Origin of the sequence: Streptomyces sp. NPDC005728 (assembly GCF_040630895.1) — a bacterium.
Taxonomy (GTDB): Bacteria; Actinomycetota; Actinomycetes; order Streptomycetales; family Streptomycetaceae; genus Streptomyces.
In genome coordinates this window covers 1-13,908 of the sequence record NZ_JBEXYL010000152.1, presented here as the reverse complement: position 1 = coordinate 13,908, position 13,908 = coordinate 1, and the positions used below count along the sequence as shown (strand labels likewise).

At 67.4% G+C, this 13,908-nt stretch carries 8 protein-coding genes and 1 pseudogene; 6 read left to right on the top strand and 3 right to left on the bottom strand.

Going from position 1 to position 13,908, the window contains the following annotated elements; all coding sequences use genetic code 11:
- Nucleotides 1–206 precede the first annotated feature (206 nt).
- Complete coding sequence (locus ABZ471_RS44575; RefSeq protein ID WP_359074880.1) at nt 207–1,034, bottom strand: patatin-like phospholipase family protein; 828 nt, start codon at nt 1,032–1,034, stop codon at nt 207–209.
- A gap of 163 nt (nt 1,035–1,197) precedes the next feature.
- Here ABZ471_RS44575 and ABZ471_RS44570 point away from each other — a divergent pair, with 163 nt between their 5' ends.
- From ABZ471_RS44570 to ABZ471_RS44560, 3 genes and pseudogenes are all read left to right on the top strand, one after another.
- Nucleotides 1,198–1,350 carry a hypothetical protein gene (locus ABZ471_RS44570; RefSeq protein ID WP_359074879.1) on the top strand — a complete coding sequence of 51 codons (153 nt, stop codon included), beginning with the start codon at nt 1,198–1,200 and terminating at the stop codon, nt 1,348–1,350.
- Nucleotides 1,351–1,390: 40 nt separating this feature from the next.
- Nucleotides 1,391–1,771 (top strand): annotated as a pseudogene (locus ABZ471_RS44565) (transposase); the annotation flags it as partial.
- Nucleotides 1,772–1,860: 89 nt separating this feature from the next.
- Nucleotides 1,861–2,178 (top strand): class I SAM-dependent methyltransferase, encoded by a 318-nt coding sequence (locus ABZ471_RS44560; protein WP_359074878.1) that lies wholly within the window; start codon nt 1,861–1,863, stop codon nt 2,176–2,178.
- Between the two features lie 405 nt (nt 2,179–2,583).
- Here the strand turns inward: ABZ471_RS44560 and ABZ471_RS44555 are convergent, their stop codons facing one another.
- Nucleotides 2,584–3,765 carry a phospholipase D-like domain-containing protein gene (locus ABZ471_RS44555; protein WP_359074877.1) on the bottom strand — a complete coding sequence of 394 codons (1,182 nt, stop codon included), beginning with the start codon at nt 3,763–3,765 and terminating at the stop codon, nt 2,584–2,586.
- A 458-nt stretch (nt 3,766–4,223) separates the two neighbouring features.
- On the opposite strand from ABZ471_RS44555, the gene ABZ471_RS44550 reads away from it, so the two are divergent.
- Nucleotides 4,224–10,484 (top strand): RHS repeat-associated core domain-containing protein, encoded by a 6,261-nt coding sequence (locus ABZ471_RS44550; protein WP_359074876.1) that lies wholly within the window; start codon nt 4,224–4,226, stop codon nt 10,482–10,484.
- A gap of 107 nt (nt 10,485–10,591) precedes the next feature.
- Nucleotides 10,592–11,539: a hypothetical protein gene (locus ABZ471_RS44545; protein ID WP_359074875.1), complete on the top strand. Its 948-nt coding sequence runs from the start codon at nt 10,592–10,594 to the stop codon at nt 11,537–11,539.
- A gap of 165 nt (nt 11,540–11,704) precedes the next feature.
- On the opposite strand, the gene ABZ471_RS44540 is transcribed toward ABZ471_RS44545, so the two are convergent.
- Nucleotides 11,705–12,328, bottom strand: coding sequence for a DJ-1/PfpI family protein (locus ABZ471_RS44540; RefSeq protein WP_359074874.1), 624 nt, complete (start codon nt 12,326–12,328; stop codon nt 11,705–11,707).
- 88 nt (nt 12,329–12,416) lie between these two features.
- Here ABZ471_RS44540 and ABZ471_RS44535 point away from each other — a divergent pair, with 88 nt between their 5' ends.
- Nucleotides 12,417–13,754, top strand: coding sequence for a PLP-dependent aminotransferase family protein (locus ABZ471_RS44535; RefSeq protein ID WP_359074873.1), 1,338 nt, complete (start codon nt 12,417–12,419; stop codon nt 13,752–13,754).
- Nucleotides 13,755–13,908 lie beyond the last annotated feature (154 nt).

Here is a 13,908-nt window from a genome sequence, read left to right as displayed (position 1 = left end):
GGGGGCACTGACAGTTGGGCTGCCTCACCCAGTCGTCGGGTGGACGCCGGATCGCCCTGGCGGCGATCCGGCTGCCTCTGCCCTGCTCCGCAGGAATCCGATTCCTCCCCGGCCTGAAGGCCGGGGCATCCTCGGACGTGCCCGGTGACCGGATCGGTCACATGGTGGGGGTGTGCCCGTCCTGGCAGCTTGACTGGCGATGCCGGTCAGGTCGGGAATTGAGGGGGCAGGAGTGGCCTGAGCTGGTCGGCGATGTCGGCGGACTGACGCTGCCCGGCCTTGTAGACCTCGGTCCACCGGTTCCGGTTGCCCAGGTCTGGCCCGAACGCCTCCAGCGCGGCCTCGTCCGGCCTGATCCGTATATCCGCCTTCAGCGGCGCGGCCGGGAACATGTGCCCGATCGGTTCAAGGAGGATCAGTGCGCCCGCACCGTCGGCGAGGTGGACGTTGGAGCCGCCGCCGAGCGCACCATCCATGTAGTGCCGCCCACCGATGGTGATCGGCGCGGCGTAGCCGGGTGCGGCGCTGCTGGCCGCGACGGCGGTGTGCAGCGGGATGCCGCTGTCCCGACTCCAGACGGTCGGCTCACCGCTTTCGGTGTCTACGGCGGTGACCAGCAGCGGAGTGTCCGGCCAGGCGGGGGTGCCGACCAGGTGCTCCATGGCAGCCAGGTGCTGTTCTTCCGGTAGCGCGTCGGTCTCGCGGGCGAGCGTGCCGACTTGGCGCAGTGCCTCGCGCGGGTCTGTGCCGGGCGTGTTGAGGATCTCAAAGACGCGCGGCATGACGGTCGGATCCCCTGCCCGTCTGCCCGGGGGTGTGGGCGGCAGGGCGGCGAGTTCGTCCAGGTCCCGCCCGGCGGCCAGGGCCGCCCCGGCGATCGCACCCGCCGAGGTACCGACAAGCAGGTCCGCGCGCGCCAGGTCCGCGCCCGCGCGGCGCAACCCGGCGGCGAGGCCAAGAAGCCAGGCGGTGCCGACCGGCCCGCCGGGGCCCAGGACGACGGCCACATTGGTTTCGCTGGCAGTGAAGATCATGCACTGACTCTACAAAGCCACCGCGCGCCGACGGTATGGGACCTTGGGCGGAGGACCACCGGTTGAAAGGTCGGCGGTCAGGAGGGACGCCGCCCACCGCGACCAGACCTCAAAACCCCAGGTCAACCAGACCCTGAAGGCGAGCTATATCCTTCCCGGTTCGGTGACCGGCGAGTCGGCGCGGCCATGGAAGGCCGTCGACATATCGCTGATCGGTGTCGGGATGCAGGTCGAAGACGGCGGCGACGTGCAGGGGATCCGGGATCGCGTCAGCTTCGGCTTCGTCGAGGATGCGGTCATTGGCGGGGCCGGCTGAGCGTGGCTTGGCGACCGCGGATGTCCTGCAGTCAGGTGTGACCGCCGAGGACGGCGCCGGCTGGCTCGCCTTCCTGCGCTCGCTGATCGCCTGTGGCCTGCACGGCGTCCAGCTCGTCATTCCCGACGCCCACGCGGGCCTCGTCGATGCGATCGGCGCGGTCCTGCCCGGAGTATCGCGGCAGAGATGCCGCATGCGCCACGCCCGCCATCTGCTGAGCCAGGTTCCGGAGGCGGCCCTCACGATCCTGACCATCGAGCACCGACGCGTACCGCCGATCGCCAATCTCCAGGCGCCCGCACCCGAGTTCGACATCGACTGTGTCACCAAACAGCCCCGCCGTCAGGGCGTACGCACCGAGGTCAGCCACTCCTTCGGCTTCGGCGGACACAACGTTGTCCTGGCGTTCACAGCAGCGTGACCACCTCGAACAGCCCGGCGCCACATCCGAGCGGGACACCCTTGCTTCCCGCTCTCAAGAGGACGCCGTTGACGTGAAGAGGAACGTACGTGCCCACACGGTATAGAGGGGCCACCCCCGCGGCCCTGCAGAACCACTACGACTTGTCCAGGCAGTTCTTCGAGCTCTGGCTCGACCCGTCCCTCACCTACACCTGCGCCCTGTGGGAAGAGGGCGACTCGCTGGAGACCGCCCAGCAGCGCAAGATTGGGTATCACGTCGCACAAGCCCGGGCTGCCGGAAGCACCCGTGTACTGGACATCGGTTGTGGCTGGGGAAGTGCCCTGCGCCGCCTCGTCCAGCACCACGACGTCCACCATGAAGTCGGTCTCAATCCCAGCGCAGCGCAGGCCGCCACAGCACGATAGCCCCACCATCCGCAGATCGAAGTCCGTCAGGAGGGCTGGCAAGCACATACTCCTGACGGTCCCCACGATGCGATCATCTGCATCGGAGCCCTCGAACACTTCGCCAGGCCCGGCCTGTCCCGGACGGCGAAGGTGCAGGCGTACCGCCACTTCCTGCGCCGCTGAGCTTGCCGGGGCGGACCGGCAGGGCGCCGAGCCGCTTGTTGAGTCGGCTACCCCACGTCCGAGACCCGGCCGCCGGGATACCGGACAGCTGCTACTTCCCGACGACCGCCGGAACGGTCACGATCGGGAGCAAGCCGCGCACGCCTCAATTCCCGCGGTTGCGGCGGGTGGCGCGGAAGGTGCTGCGGCCGTTGCGGGCCGCAGCATGAGGGGGCGCCGTCCGGCCCGGCTGCGGAGTGATCAGGTCTCGGGGGTACCGGTGACGCCCTTGCAGGCGTTCGTGTCGTCGACGGTTCCCGGCACGGCCGCCGCCTTCACCGCATTGAAGTCCGTGACGTATGCATCGTGGTCGGCGTCGCTGTCGACCTTCAGCAGCGCCTCGTCGTTCTTGGTGAGCGCCGGACCTGTGTAGTTGTGGCTGCCGGTCCACAGGACCTTCTGCCCCGTGGCACCGTCGTACTTGCCCTCGATCAGCAGGAACTTGGAGTGGATGATGCGCGAGGGGGTGTCCGGGTCGCTGTCGTCGTCCCAGTTGTAGCAGTGAAGTGTGGGACCGCCGGAGGCGTGCAGGGTCTCCCAAGTGCCGCTGGAGGAGCCGCTGTCGGTTTGCGAGTAGACGATGTCGACCGTGCAGCCGGCGGTCTTGAGCGCGACCAGCTTCTGGGCCACCGGGAGCCGGGTGAGCTTGAACATACCGACCCGCACCTTGGTGTGCTTGGTGGTGCCGTCCTGGGTGTACGTGCAGGTGACGTTGTCGAGGACGCCGGTGATGGTGTCGCCCGGAGACGGGTCGTCCGCGGGACGAGGGAAGAAGTAGGCCTTGTACGGGCTGCTGGTGGTGGTGCTGTACTGCCAGTTGGCCCAGTCCTGACCCACGAGCTTGGCGAAGTAGTTGCTGTACGCCGTGTAGATCGTCACGTTGCTCGGTACGACGTAGGCGTCGTTCCAGAACCGGCTGTAGCTGGACGGGGTGAGGTTCGACGAGGTCTGCACCACGACGTCGTACGCCCCGTCGAGCTGTGAGAACAGCCAGAACTTGTTGTGGTTGATCGAGGCGCCTTGTGAGGGCTCGCCCAGGCACGACTTGTCGACCGGACACAGCCCGACGAAGGAGCTCTGGGTGCGGTCGGTGCCGAGCGCAGTCTTCAGGATTCCGTACGTCGGGTCATCGGCGTTGTCGCTGACGTCGCTCTCGTCCATCATCAACTGGACGTCGACGCCACGGGCGCGGGCGTTCGCGATGGCCTGGCCCAGCTCCGTGTCCCAGAAGTGGTAGACCGAGGCCTTGATGGACGATCCCGACGGCGACTGGTTGATGTAGTCGAGCAGTTGTGTGCGTATCGCCTGCTGCTCGGACACGGTGCCGGTCGGCTTGTTGAAGACCGGGCCCGCCGTGACGGCCGCGGACGCGCTGTCCGCCAAACCGAGTTGAAGGCCCGCGACGAGCGAGACCGAGATGAGAGCCGCGGCGAGACGGCTTGGACCATGGCGTGATGCTGAGCGCACCAGACCCCCCTGACGCCGATCGAACATATATCTGTCGAGCGGATGTTGCCAGAAGGGAGCGTGTGACTACCAGCTACACCTGTGAGATGTCGGCGAGTTGACGATGAGTTGGCGGTGAGTTGACCGTGAGATGACGCATGCCCGTTTTGATGATCTAGACATGACAGATGAGAAATTCTTACCCTCGGCGAGCATTGTATTGATCTTTGTTTCGTGTGAGAGGTGGGAGCTTCGTGAGACGCATGCGTTCTCGAAGCGTGGCTGCCTTGCTCAGCAAGGCTTTGCTGGCAGGGCTTTTGTCGGTTGTGGCGTTCGCGCCCTCGGCGGCGGCAGCGCTGCCGAGCGGCGAACAGCCGAGCGTGCCGAACGGAAAAATGGACAGCCCGGTGCCGCAGGTGGCCGAGCCGTCCCAGAAGAAGCCGGCGAAGGTGACCTGGCCCAAGTCCGGCCACGACACCGTGTCGTTGGGATACTCGCCGGTCAAGGCGGCCAAGGGATCGGTGGTGTCGGTCCGCACGGCCAGGCACTCCACGAAGGCCAAGGGAGCGGCAGCGCGCCCCGCGCCCTCCAAGGTCGACGTCGAGGTGCTGGGGCGCACGAAGGCCGAGGCCGCCGGCGGTCTGGGGCTCGCGGTGCGGCTCGCGCGCCGGGACGGCGGGCAGACGGCCGCGCCGGTGGAACTCTCCATCGACTACTCGGGATTCGCCCACGCCTACGGCGGTGACTTCGCCTCCCGGCTGCGCCTGATCAGGCTGCCGGCCTGTGCGGCGACCAACCCGAAGGCGAAGGCCTGCCAGAGCGGCAGCTACGTACCCGTGAAGAACGACACGGACGGTCAGCAGCTGACGGCGACGGTCGAGGCCGCGCCGCAGATCGAGACGTACTCCGGCATGGCGGCTCTCGCGGAGCCCTCCGTCTACGCGCTGACCACGGGTTCGTCGTCCGACAAGGGCGACTACCGGGCGAGCACGCTGTCGCCCACGGGTAAGTGGGACGTGTCGATGGGCTCCGGCGCGTTCACCTACCAGGTGCCGATCGAGGTGCCCGAACCCCCGATGGGTGAGGCCCCGGACCTCGCGCTGACCTACAACTCCCAGTCGGTGGACGGCCGTACGTCGGCCTCCAACAACCAGGCCTCCTGGGTCGGCATGGGCTGGGACCTGAACCTCGGCTACATCGAGCGCCGTTACAAGAACTGCACCCAGGACGGGCATCCGACCTTCGGCGACCTGTGCTGGGACTCACCGAACTCGTCCGCGGACCCGAACGGCGCCGTGTACGTCATCAACATCAACGGGATGACGACGGAGCTCATCCAGGACAACACCGGCACCGGCTCCTTCCACATGCAGGACGACCCCGGCTGGAAGGTGCAGAAGCTCAACGGCGGCTACGGCTCGGACAACACGGACGAGTTCTGGGTGATCACCCAGCAGGACGGCACCCGCTACTACTTCGGCTGGGGCCGCTCGGAGCGCACCACCGGCAAGACGAACTCGGTGCTGACCGTCCCGGTCATCGGCGACGACGCGGGCGAGCCCTGCAACAGCTCGTACCCCAGCCCCTGCAAGCAGGCCTGGCGCTGGAGCCTGGACCGGGTGGTGACGCCCAACGAGGTGGAGAACTCCTACTTCTACGACAAGGAGCAGAACTACTACCGTTCGGTGGCCGCGGCCGACAAGGCCCGTTCCTATGACGCGGGTTCGTATCTGAGCCGGATCGAGTACGGCTGGTCCTCGCAGATCGCGGGCGCCCAACTCCCCGCCAAGGTGGAGTTCCAGCACGTCAACCGCTGTGTCGAGCGGATGAACGAGAAGGACCCGCTGGACAACACCACGCCGGACTGCCCGACGATCGACTCGTCCCCGTCGTCCTACCCGGATGTTCCGGTCGACCTCATCTGCGACGGTCCCGAGGACGGCGAGACCTGCGCGGGCAAGACGTACTTCCCCACGTTCTTCCAGCGCGGAATGCTCTGGGACATCAAGACCTACGTCCGCGACAACGACGCGGCGAGCTGGGACCTGGTCACGCAGTACCAGATGAAGTACGCCCTGATGAACCCTGAAGGGGCCATCGACGGCACGCTCTGGCTCGACTACATCCAGCGCCGCGGTTACGCCGGTGACGACGTCACCCTGCCGACCATCAACTTCAACGGCGAGTACCTGGACAACCAGGTCGGCGGCTCGCTGCTGAACTTCCGCCGGGTCAACAAGGTCTTCACCGACCTGGGGTCCAGCGTGGCCGTCACCTACGGGCACGCCTCCGACGGCGACGTCTCCCGGCAGTGCGACGCGGCCAACCTGCCCTCGGAGTCGAACAACGCCTTCGAGTGCTTCTGGCAGAAGTGGACGCCGGAGGGCCAGACGACCGAACGGACCGGCTGGTTCAAGAAGTTCGTCGTGACACAGGTCGTGGTGGACCCCGGTGACCTCGGGGACGGCGATCCCGCGATGACCACGACGTACGAGTACGACGGCGCCCCGGGCTGGCGGTTCACGGCCGACCCGATCGCCAAGGACACGGACGAGTCCTGGTCGGAGTGGCGCGGCTACGGCAAGGTGCTCGTCACCACCGGGGCCAACTCCAACCGGCACTCCACGTACAACTGGCTGTACCGGGGCCTGGACGGCGACCGCACCTCCAAGACGGATCCCTCGCAGACCCGCACGGTGAAGGTCACCGACTCCGAGGGCACCGAGTGGACCGACTCCGCATGGCTGGCGGGCAAGCCGCTGGAGACCTCCACGCGCGACAGCTCGGACAAGTCCCAGGCGCGGGAGTGGCACGAGTACTGGATGCACAACACCGCCCAGTACACGGGTCTGCCGGACGCCCGCTTCATCCGGGAGAGCAAGACGCGCACGCTGGAGAAGGTCTACGACTCCACCGACACGGACCTCTCCACCTGGCGCGAGCACATCGTCGAGAACGAGTACGACGACACCGAGGCCGCCTCCACCACCTTCGGTGTGCCGATGCGCGTCGACGACTGGGGTGAGACCAACGTCTCCGACAACACCTGCACGGAGTACGGGCGGGCCTACAACACCGACCAGCTCGACACCACCGGCACCAAGCGGTGGATGGTGTACCAGGACGACGAACGGCACTACTCCGTCTCCTGCACCACCCAGTCCCAGGACCAGGCGAACGGGCAGGACACCCTGCACCAGGACAAGCGGACCGTCACGCTCTTCGACGGTGCCACCGCGCAGTCCGAGAACGACGCCAAGCTGACCGACGGCAACGAGACCCAGGTCCGCACCTACACCGACGCCACCAACTACCGCACCACCAAGGGTGGTTTCGACGACGCCGGGCGCCAGACCAAGACGTGGGACGGCAAGCAGAACCTGACCACCACCACGTACAACCCGAGCACGTCCTGGCCGATCGACGGCATCACCACCACGACCCCGACCCCGACCGGCGGGACGGCACTCACCTCGACCACGTACATCTCCCGGTTCTTCGGGGAGCCGTGGAAGACCGTGGACGCCAACGGCAACACCAGCCGGGTCGTCTATGACGCGCTCGGTCGCACCATCCAGGTCTTCAAGCCGACCGAGTCCGCCAACTACCCCGACGGCACACCGTCGATGAAGTTCTCCTACGAGGTCCCGGTTGCCGCCTCCTCGACGGGTGTCCCCGACGTGGCGACCGGCGCGCCGGCCAAGGTGACCACCGAGATCCTCCAGTCCGGCACCACCTTCCTGAAGTCGATCGGCTACGTCGACGGCCTCGGCCGGGCGCGGGAGACGCAGATACCGGCATCGTCGGGCACGGGCCGCACGGTGGCGGTGACCCGCTACGACTCGTCGGGCAATGTCGCCGGCACGTCCGCGGAGTTCTACAACAGCCAGGCGGCCGGCTCCGGCATGGTCAATCCGGCGGTCGCCGACATCCCGGCCTACAACGACCTGCAGGTGGACTGGGCCGGGCGCACCACGCTGTCGCAGATCCTGGTCAAGAACGTCGCGCAGTCGGCGAACAAGACCGTGACCAGCTACGGCGGCGCCGACCTGACCACCGTCGTCCCGCCGGTGGGCGAGCCCAAGGACACCTACACCGACGTCGACGGCCAGACCGTCAAGGTGGTCGAGCACAACGGCAACGAGTCCTACACCAGCGAGTACGAGTACACGCGCAGCGGCGGTCTGAAGTACGTCCACGACGCGCGGGGCAACACCACCCACTACACCTACAACTGGGCGGGAGAGCGCCTCAAGACCGAGGATCTCGACAGCGGCGTCAGCACGAACACGTACGACGCCAACGGCAACGTCGAGACCGTCACGGACGGCACCACCGTCCTCACCCACGCGTACGACCAGCTCAACCGCCAGAAGTCGGTCTCCTCGGGCGCCACGCTGCTGAGCGAGTGGAAGTGGGACACCGCGACCGGCGGCAAGGGCCTGCTGGCCTCGACCACTTCGTACGCGGGCGGCTACGGCTATGTGTCGAAGGTCGACGCCTATGACGCGCGCGGCCGGGCCACCTCGAAGACGACGGTCGTCCCCAGCGACGGCAACGGCTTCCAGGGCAGCTACTCCTTCGGCTACCACTACGACGCCAACGACCAGACGACCTCGGTCGACTACCCGGCGGTGGGCGGACTGCCCGCGGAGACCGCCACCGTCCAGCGCTCGGTGTACGGCGACCCGACCAAGCTCTCCAGCGGGCTGGCGACCTATGTGTCCGGGGTCGGTTACGACGACCTCGGCCGGACGATCTCCCGCTCGTACGGCACCGCGGGCACCGGCACGAGTGCCACCCGCACCTTCGCCTACGACGACGCGAGCGGCACCGGCTGGCTGAAGAGCGTCACCACCAACACGCTCACGTCGGGCACCACCACCAAGGTCCAGGAGGACACCTACACCCGTAACGACGCGGGAACCGTCACCGCGCTGCGCGAGACCACCGCGAATCAGCAGCAGTGCTACACCTACGACGGCCTCCAGCGGCTGAAGGCGGCCTGGACCACGGCGGCCACGACCTGCGGCGCCACACCGCAGTCGGACTTCGCGGGTCCCGACCCCTACCAGCAGCAGTACACCTATGACCGCCTCGGCAACATCCAGTCCGTCACCGCGACCACGGCGACGGGGACGACGGTCAAGGACTACAAGTACCCGGGCTACAGCGCCGACGAGTCGACCTACACGGCCGGCCAGCCGCACCCGCACGCGGTCACGTCCGTCACGACCTCCTCGGGCACGGACAGCTACGGCTACAACGACAAGGGCCAGCTGACCTCGCGCACCGTCGGCGGGGTGAGCTCCACCCTGGACTGGGACGCACAGCAGCGGCTGACCAAGGTCACGCAGCAGAAGCCGACCGGCGACGAGGTGTCGACGTACGTCTACGACGTCGAGGGCAATGTCGTCCTGCGGACCGGCAAGAGCGAGAAGGTGCTGTACCTGGACGGCCAGGAACTGCACTCCACCGCCACCGGAACCAAGGCCAGCCGCTACTACGTGCTGGAGAAGACCGCGGTGGCCGTGCGCGTGGCGGACGGCACCACCAACGGCACGCTCATCTGGCTGATGTCCGACACGCAGAGCTCCACCCAGCTGATGGTGGCGCAGGCTACGGGGGCGGTCACCAGGCGGCGCTATCTGCCGTTCGGTGAACAGCGGGGCAGCACCGCGCTGCCCACGGGCATGGACCGGGGCTTCCTCGGCAAGGCCGAGGACGACTCCACCGGCCTCTCCCTCCTCGGGGCGAGGCTCTACGACCCGGGTCTGGGCAGGTTCCTCTCTCCCGACCCACTGGCGACGCCGTATCTGCCGCAGAGCCTCAACGGCTACAGCTACAGCGTCAACAACCCCATCGCGTACAGCGATCCGTCCGGGCTGTTCTTCGACTTCCTGTTCGGCGGGGGCTTCTGGCGCACGCTGTGGAACTCCCGCCACGACATGGCGGTGCTGCTGCGGGCCATGGCGGTCCGCTTCTACGACCTGTCCCATGGCAACGGTCACGGAGCCGTGACCACGAGCCGCAAGGCGAACGCCATCAAGCACGGCTCGTACGGCAGCATCAACGTCAAGAACGAGAGCAAGAAGAAGACCGGGTACGCGGACCTCATCTACTGGACGGACGACAAGGTCTACGTCTGGGAGATCAAGCACAAGGAGTCGGCCAACTACAAGTCGTCGAAGCCGTCGGCGGAGTCCACGGGACCCGCACAGCTCAAGAACTACATCAAGTATCTGACCAAGCAGTTGCGGGCGAAGGGGGACAAGAGACAGGTCGTCGCCGGTTTCAAGTTCCCGCTGTCGCAGTCGGCCCCCAGCCTGAAGGGCGATGAACTCATCACCGTCCGCTCGTCGTCGAAGGCCGCGGGAATCGAGGTGTACACGTACGACAAGGTAAAGAAGATCGACAAGCCGTCCCCGTCTCCGGTGCCGGTGCCGAATCCGACGACCGTTCCCGAACGGGTGCCCCAGCCCGCGAATCCCTACCAGCCGGCACCAGGGGCGACGCAGCACGCCCCGCTTCCTGGCGGGGAGACCAACAACGAGTGGGGCTGGGACTGGGGAACGGTGTCGACGCCGGACACCAACACGTCCGGGGCGATCGCGACACTGGCCTTCCTGACCGCGCTGTTCCTCAGCCCGGCGTGACGTCCCCGCACCACGATCGGCTGCTCAGGCCGCCGATCGTGGTGCAGTAGCCTGCGGTTGACGTCCGTGGGGCCCGGTGGACAACCGGCGGAGCGAAGGGGCAGGACATGGCGATGGAGCAGGAGATCAGGCTGAACGCGAGTCTGCGCGCCGAGGTCAACCTGCCCTGCCCCGAGGACGGCTCCGCCTACCGCGCGGTGGCCGAGGCATGGTTCACCGCGGCCCTGGCCGAACTGGCCGGGGCGCTGGGGGAGGAGTTCGGGTACGACCTGGACCTCTCCGCCCGCGCCTCGGCCATCACCGGGGGAAACAGTATGTACGGACCTCCCGGGAGTTTCTGGGCCTCACTGCTCGTCACCCGTGCCTCCGGGCGTCAGGTCGAGACCTATTGGTCACCGAAGAACTGGCGGACATTCCTTCGGGATGTGGAGAAAATGCCGCCCCAGGCCAAGGTGCAACTGGCCGTGGTGGGAAGCGACGGTTTTCCGGGTCAACCCTGGCTGGACGTCTCCGTCGTACGCGAACGGGACGCTCCGGACTGGATCGTGCTCGTCGTGGACCGCACCACCGAGGAATTCACCGATCCCGGCACCAGAATCGACGCGCAGAACCGCTGGACCGCATTTCTGAGCACACAGGCGCACGCCCACGAGTCGCTTCTCTTCGGCAGCATCGCGGACGACGCGGAAGTCGCCACAGACCGCACCGCCCTGGAAGCCACGCTGGGTCTCTTCCAGGACGACACCTTCCCGGAGCTGGACTCGGTCCTGCGCGGCTACGCGTGGATCACGGTCTGCTCCCCGGGCGTCGTGGAGGCGCTGGGTGGCGTCGACCGTCTCCGGGACAGCGCCGCATTCTTCGCGGTCGAACCGCTGGCCCGCGGAGGCGCGCTGCTGCGGGCGACGGAGAACATCTGGGATTACGGGCCCGACGCGGTGCACGCGGTCTTCCGTGCCCTGGCCCCCGCGCTGCCGCCGGGCGAGGCCTCACCGGCCATCTCCTCCGACACCCTGCGGCTGGCCTTCGAGGACGCGGCCGAGCTGGGGCGCCCCTGATTGCAGGGCCGCTTCTCCGAGGATGCGTGCGCGACCGCCACAGCCGCTGGCTGGCGGCGGATCGTCGCCAGCGTCACCGACCTCGACCCCGAACACCCCGCCCTGCGCTGTCCCCGCAGGCCGGGGAAGGGTTTCCTGGCCGGTCACGGCTTGCGACTGGTCGTTTCAGACGAGCGCCGGTGTGGGAGCGGGCAGATAGGGGGTGATGTTGCGCCACGCGCGCTCGATGTATTCCTCCTTCTCGCCGACCGGGGCGACATAGTGCAGTGCGCTTTCGGCGGCGTCGTTGCCCTCGAGGCGGGCGATGATCCAGGCGGCGAGGTAGTGCGAGGCGAGGCAGCCGCCGACGGTGGCGATGTTGTCCTTGGCGTAGAAGGGCTGGTTGAGCACCTCGACGCCAGCGGCGATGACCCAGGGCTTGGTGGTCAGATCGGTGCAGGCGGGGATGTCGTTGAGCAGGCCGAGCTTGGCCAGCACGAGCGCGCCGGAGCACTGCGCGGCGATGAGTTGGCGCGAGGGGTCCAGGCCGCGCAGGATGTTCATGATCGCCTGGTCTTCGACGACCTCGCGCGTAGCGATGCCACTGCCGACGATGACGGCGTCAGCGGCGCACGCCTCCTCAAGAGTGGACATCTGTTCGATGACCACTCCGTTCATCGACGTCACCTTGGGGGTGGGGGTGGCGATGGTGACGCGCCAGTCGTCGGTCTTGATGCGGTTGAGCACACCCAGCGCGATCAGGGAGTCGAGCTCGTTGTAGCCCTCGAAGGTGAGGATGGCGATGTGCACGGCGGCTGTCCTTCCGGATGAGTGGGTCTTGACGGTAAGGACCCGCGAACAGGACAGTCAAAGAATTGTCATGGATACAATCCGGTACATGGCAGCCTCGCGGTACAAAATCCTGGTCGACGCGCTCGCATCCGACATCCGGACAGGCCGGCTCGCCGCAGGAATGCGGCTGCCGACACACCGCGGGCTCGCCGCCCGTGAGGGCATCGCCGTGGTGACCGCGACGCGGGTGTACGCCGAGCTGGAAGCGAGGGGCTTGGTGAGCCGGGAACAGGGCCGCGGCACGTTCGTGCGTGACATCGCGGTTCCCGCCGGTCACGGCATCGATCAGCAAGTCGTCGCCACGGATGCGGTCGACCTCAACTTCAACTATCCGTCGCTGCCCGGCCAAGCCGATCTCCTACGGCAGGCTCTGCGAGAGGTGGCCACCTCCGGTGAACTCGACTCGCTGCTGCGCTACCAACCACATCGAGGGCGTTCCCAGGACAGGGCCTCGATCGCACGACACCTGAGGCGTCGAGGAATCACTCCTGACGCGGATCAGATCCTCATCGTCAACGGTGCACAGCACGGCCTGGCCATCACCGTCATGGCCACGCTCAACGCCGGCGACGTCGTCGCGGTCGACGCACTCACCTACCCGGGTTTCAAGGTGCTCGCGCATGCCTTTCATCTCGACCTGGAGCCCATACCCACAACCACCGACGGGCCGGATCTCGATGCCTTCGAGAAGCTGTGCGCCACCCGCCCTGTGCGCGCGATCTACACCATGCCAACCTTGCACAACCCTCTGGGGTGGGTCATGCCGGCAACTGCCCGCACCCGTCTGATCGAGATCGCTCGGCGGCACGGTCCGCTGATCATCGAAGACGCCGCATACGCCTACCTGGTCGAAGACCCTCCACCGCCTCTGGCTGCAAGCGCGCCGGACATCACCGTCTATGTCTCGGGACTGTCCAAGAGCGTCGCCACCGGCCTGCGGGTCGGCTTCCTCGTCGCCCCGCCGTCCAGGGTGCCGTCGCTCGAACGCGCGATTCGGGCGACCACCTGGAACACCCCGGCCCTCACCACCGCGATCGCCTGCCGCTGGATCGAGGACGGCACGGTGGACCACTTGGAAGCGCAGAAACGAGACGACGCCAAGGCCCGCCAAGCACTCGCCGGACAGGAACTGGCAGGCCTACCACTCATCAGCCACCCTTCGTCCTACTTCACATGGCTGACGCTGCCCGACGACGCACGCGCCGATCGCCTGACCGCCACCCTCGCGCGTCAGCACATCTCGGTAAGCACAGCAGAGCCCTTCACCACCTCGAAGCACACACCACAGGCGCTCCGCCTCGCTCTCGGCTCGACTGATCTGGACAGTCTCCAGTCGACGCTGCGCACAGTGCGACGCGTCGTTGTCGAGGACGCCTACGCCTGAACCCCCGTCGACCAGCCGATTCCCGCCCGCACCGGCCTCTGCGGACGAAGGGCCGTCGGCCGCGCCGCACGACCCCGCCCCCGAGGTCTCGGACGGGCTCGTCCTGACCCCGCCGGACACCACTGACTGGGGACCTGCTCAGCGACGCCTGGGC

Excerpts from the sequence above, each read along its gene's own strand:
- ABZ471_RS44575 (WP_359074880.1), bottom strand. The coding sequence starts at position 1,034 with ATGATCTTCACTGCCAGCGAAACCAATGTGGCCGTCGTCCTGGGCCCC.
- ABZ471_RS44550 (WP_359074876.1), top strand. The coding sequence starts at position 4,224 with ATGGACAGCCCGGTGCCGCAGGTGGCCGAGCCGTCCCAGAAGAAGCCG.
- ABZ471_RS44545 (WP_359074875.1), top strand. The coding sequence starts at position 10,592 with ATGGCGATGGAGCAGGAGATCAGGCTGAACGCGAGTCTGCGCGCCGAG.
- ABZ471_RS44535 (WP_359074873.1), top strand. The coding sequence starts at position 12,417 with ATGGCAGCCTCGCGGTACAAAATCCTGGTCGACGCGCTCGCATCCGAC.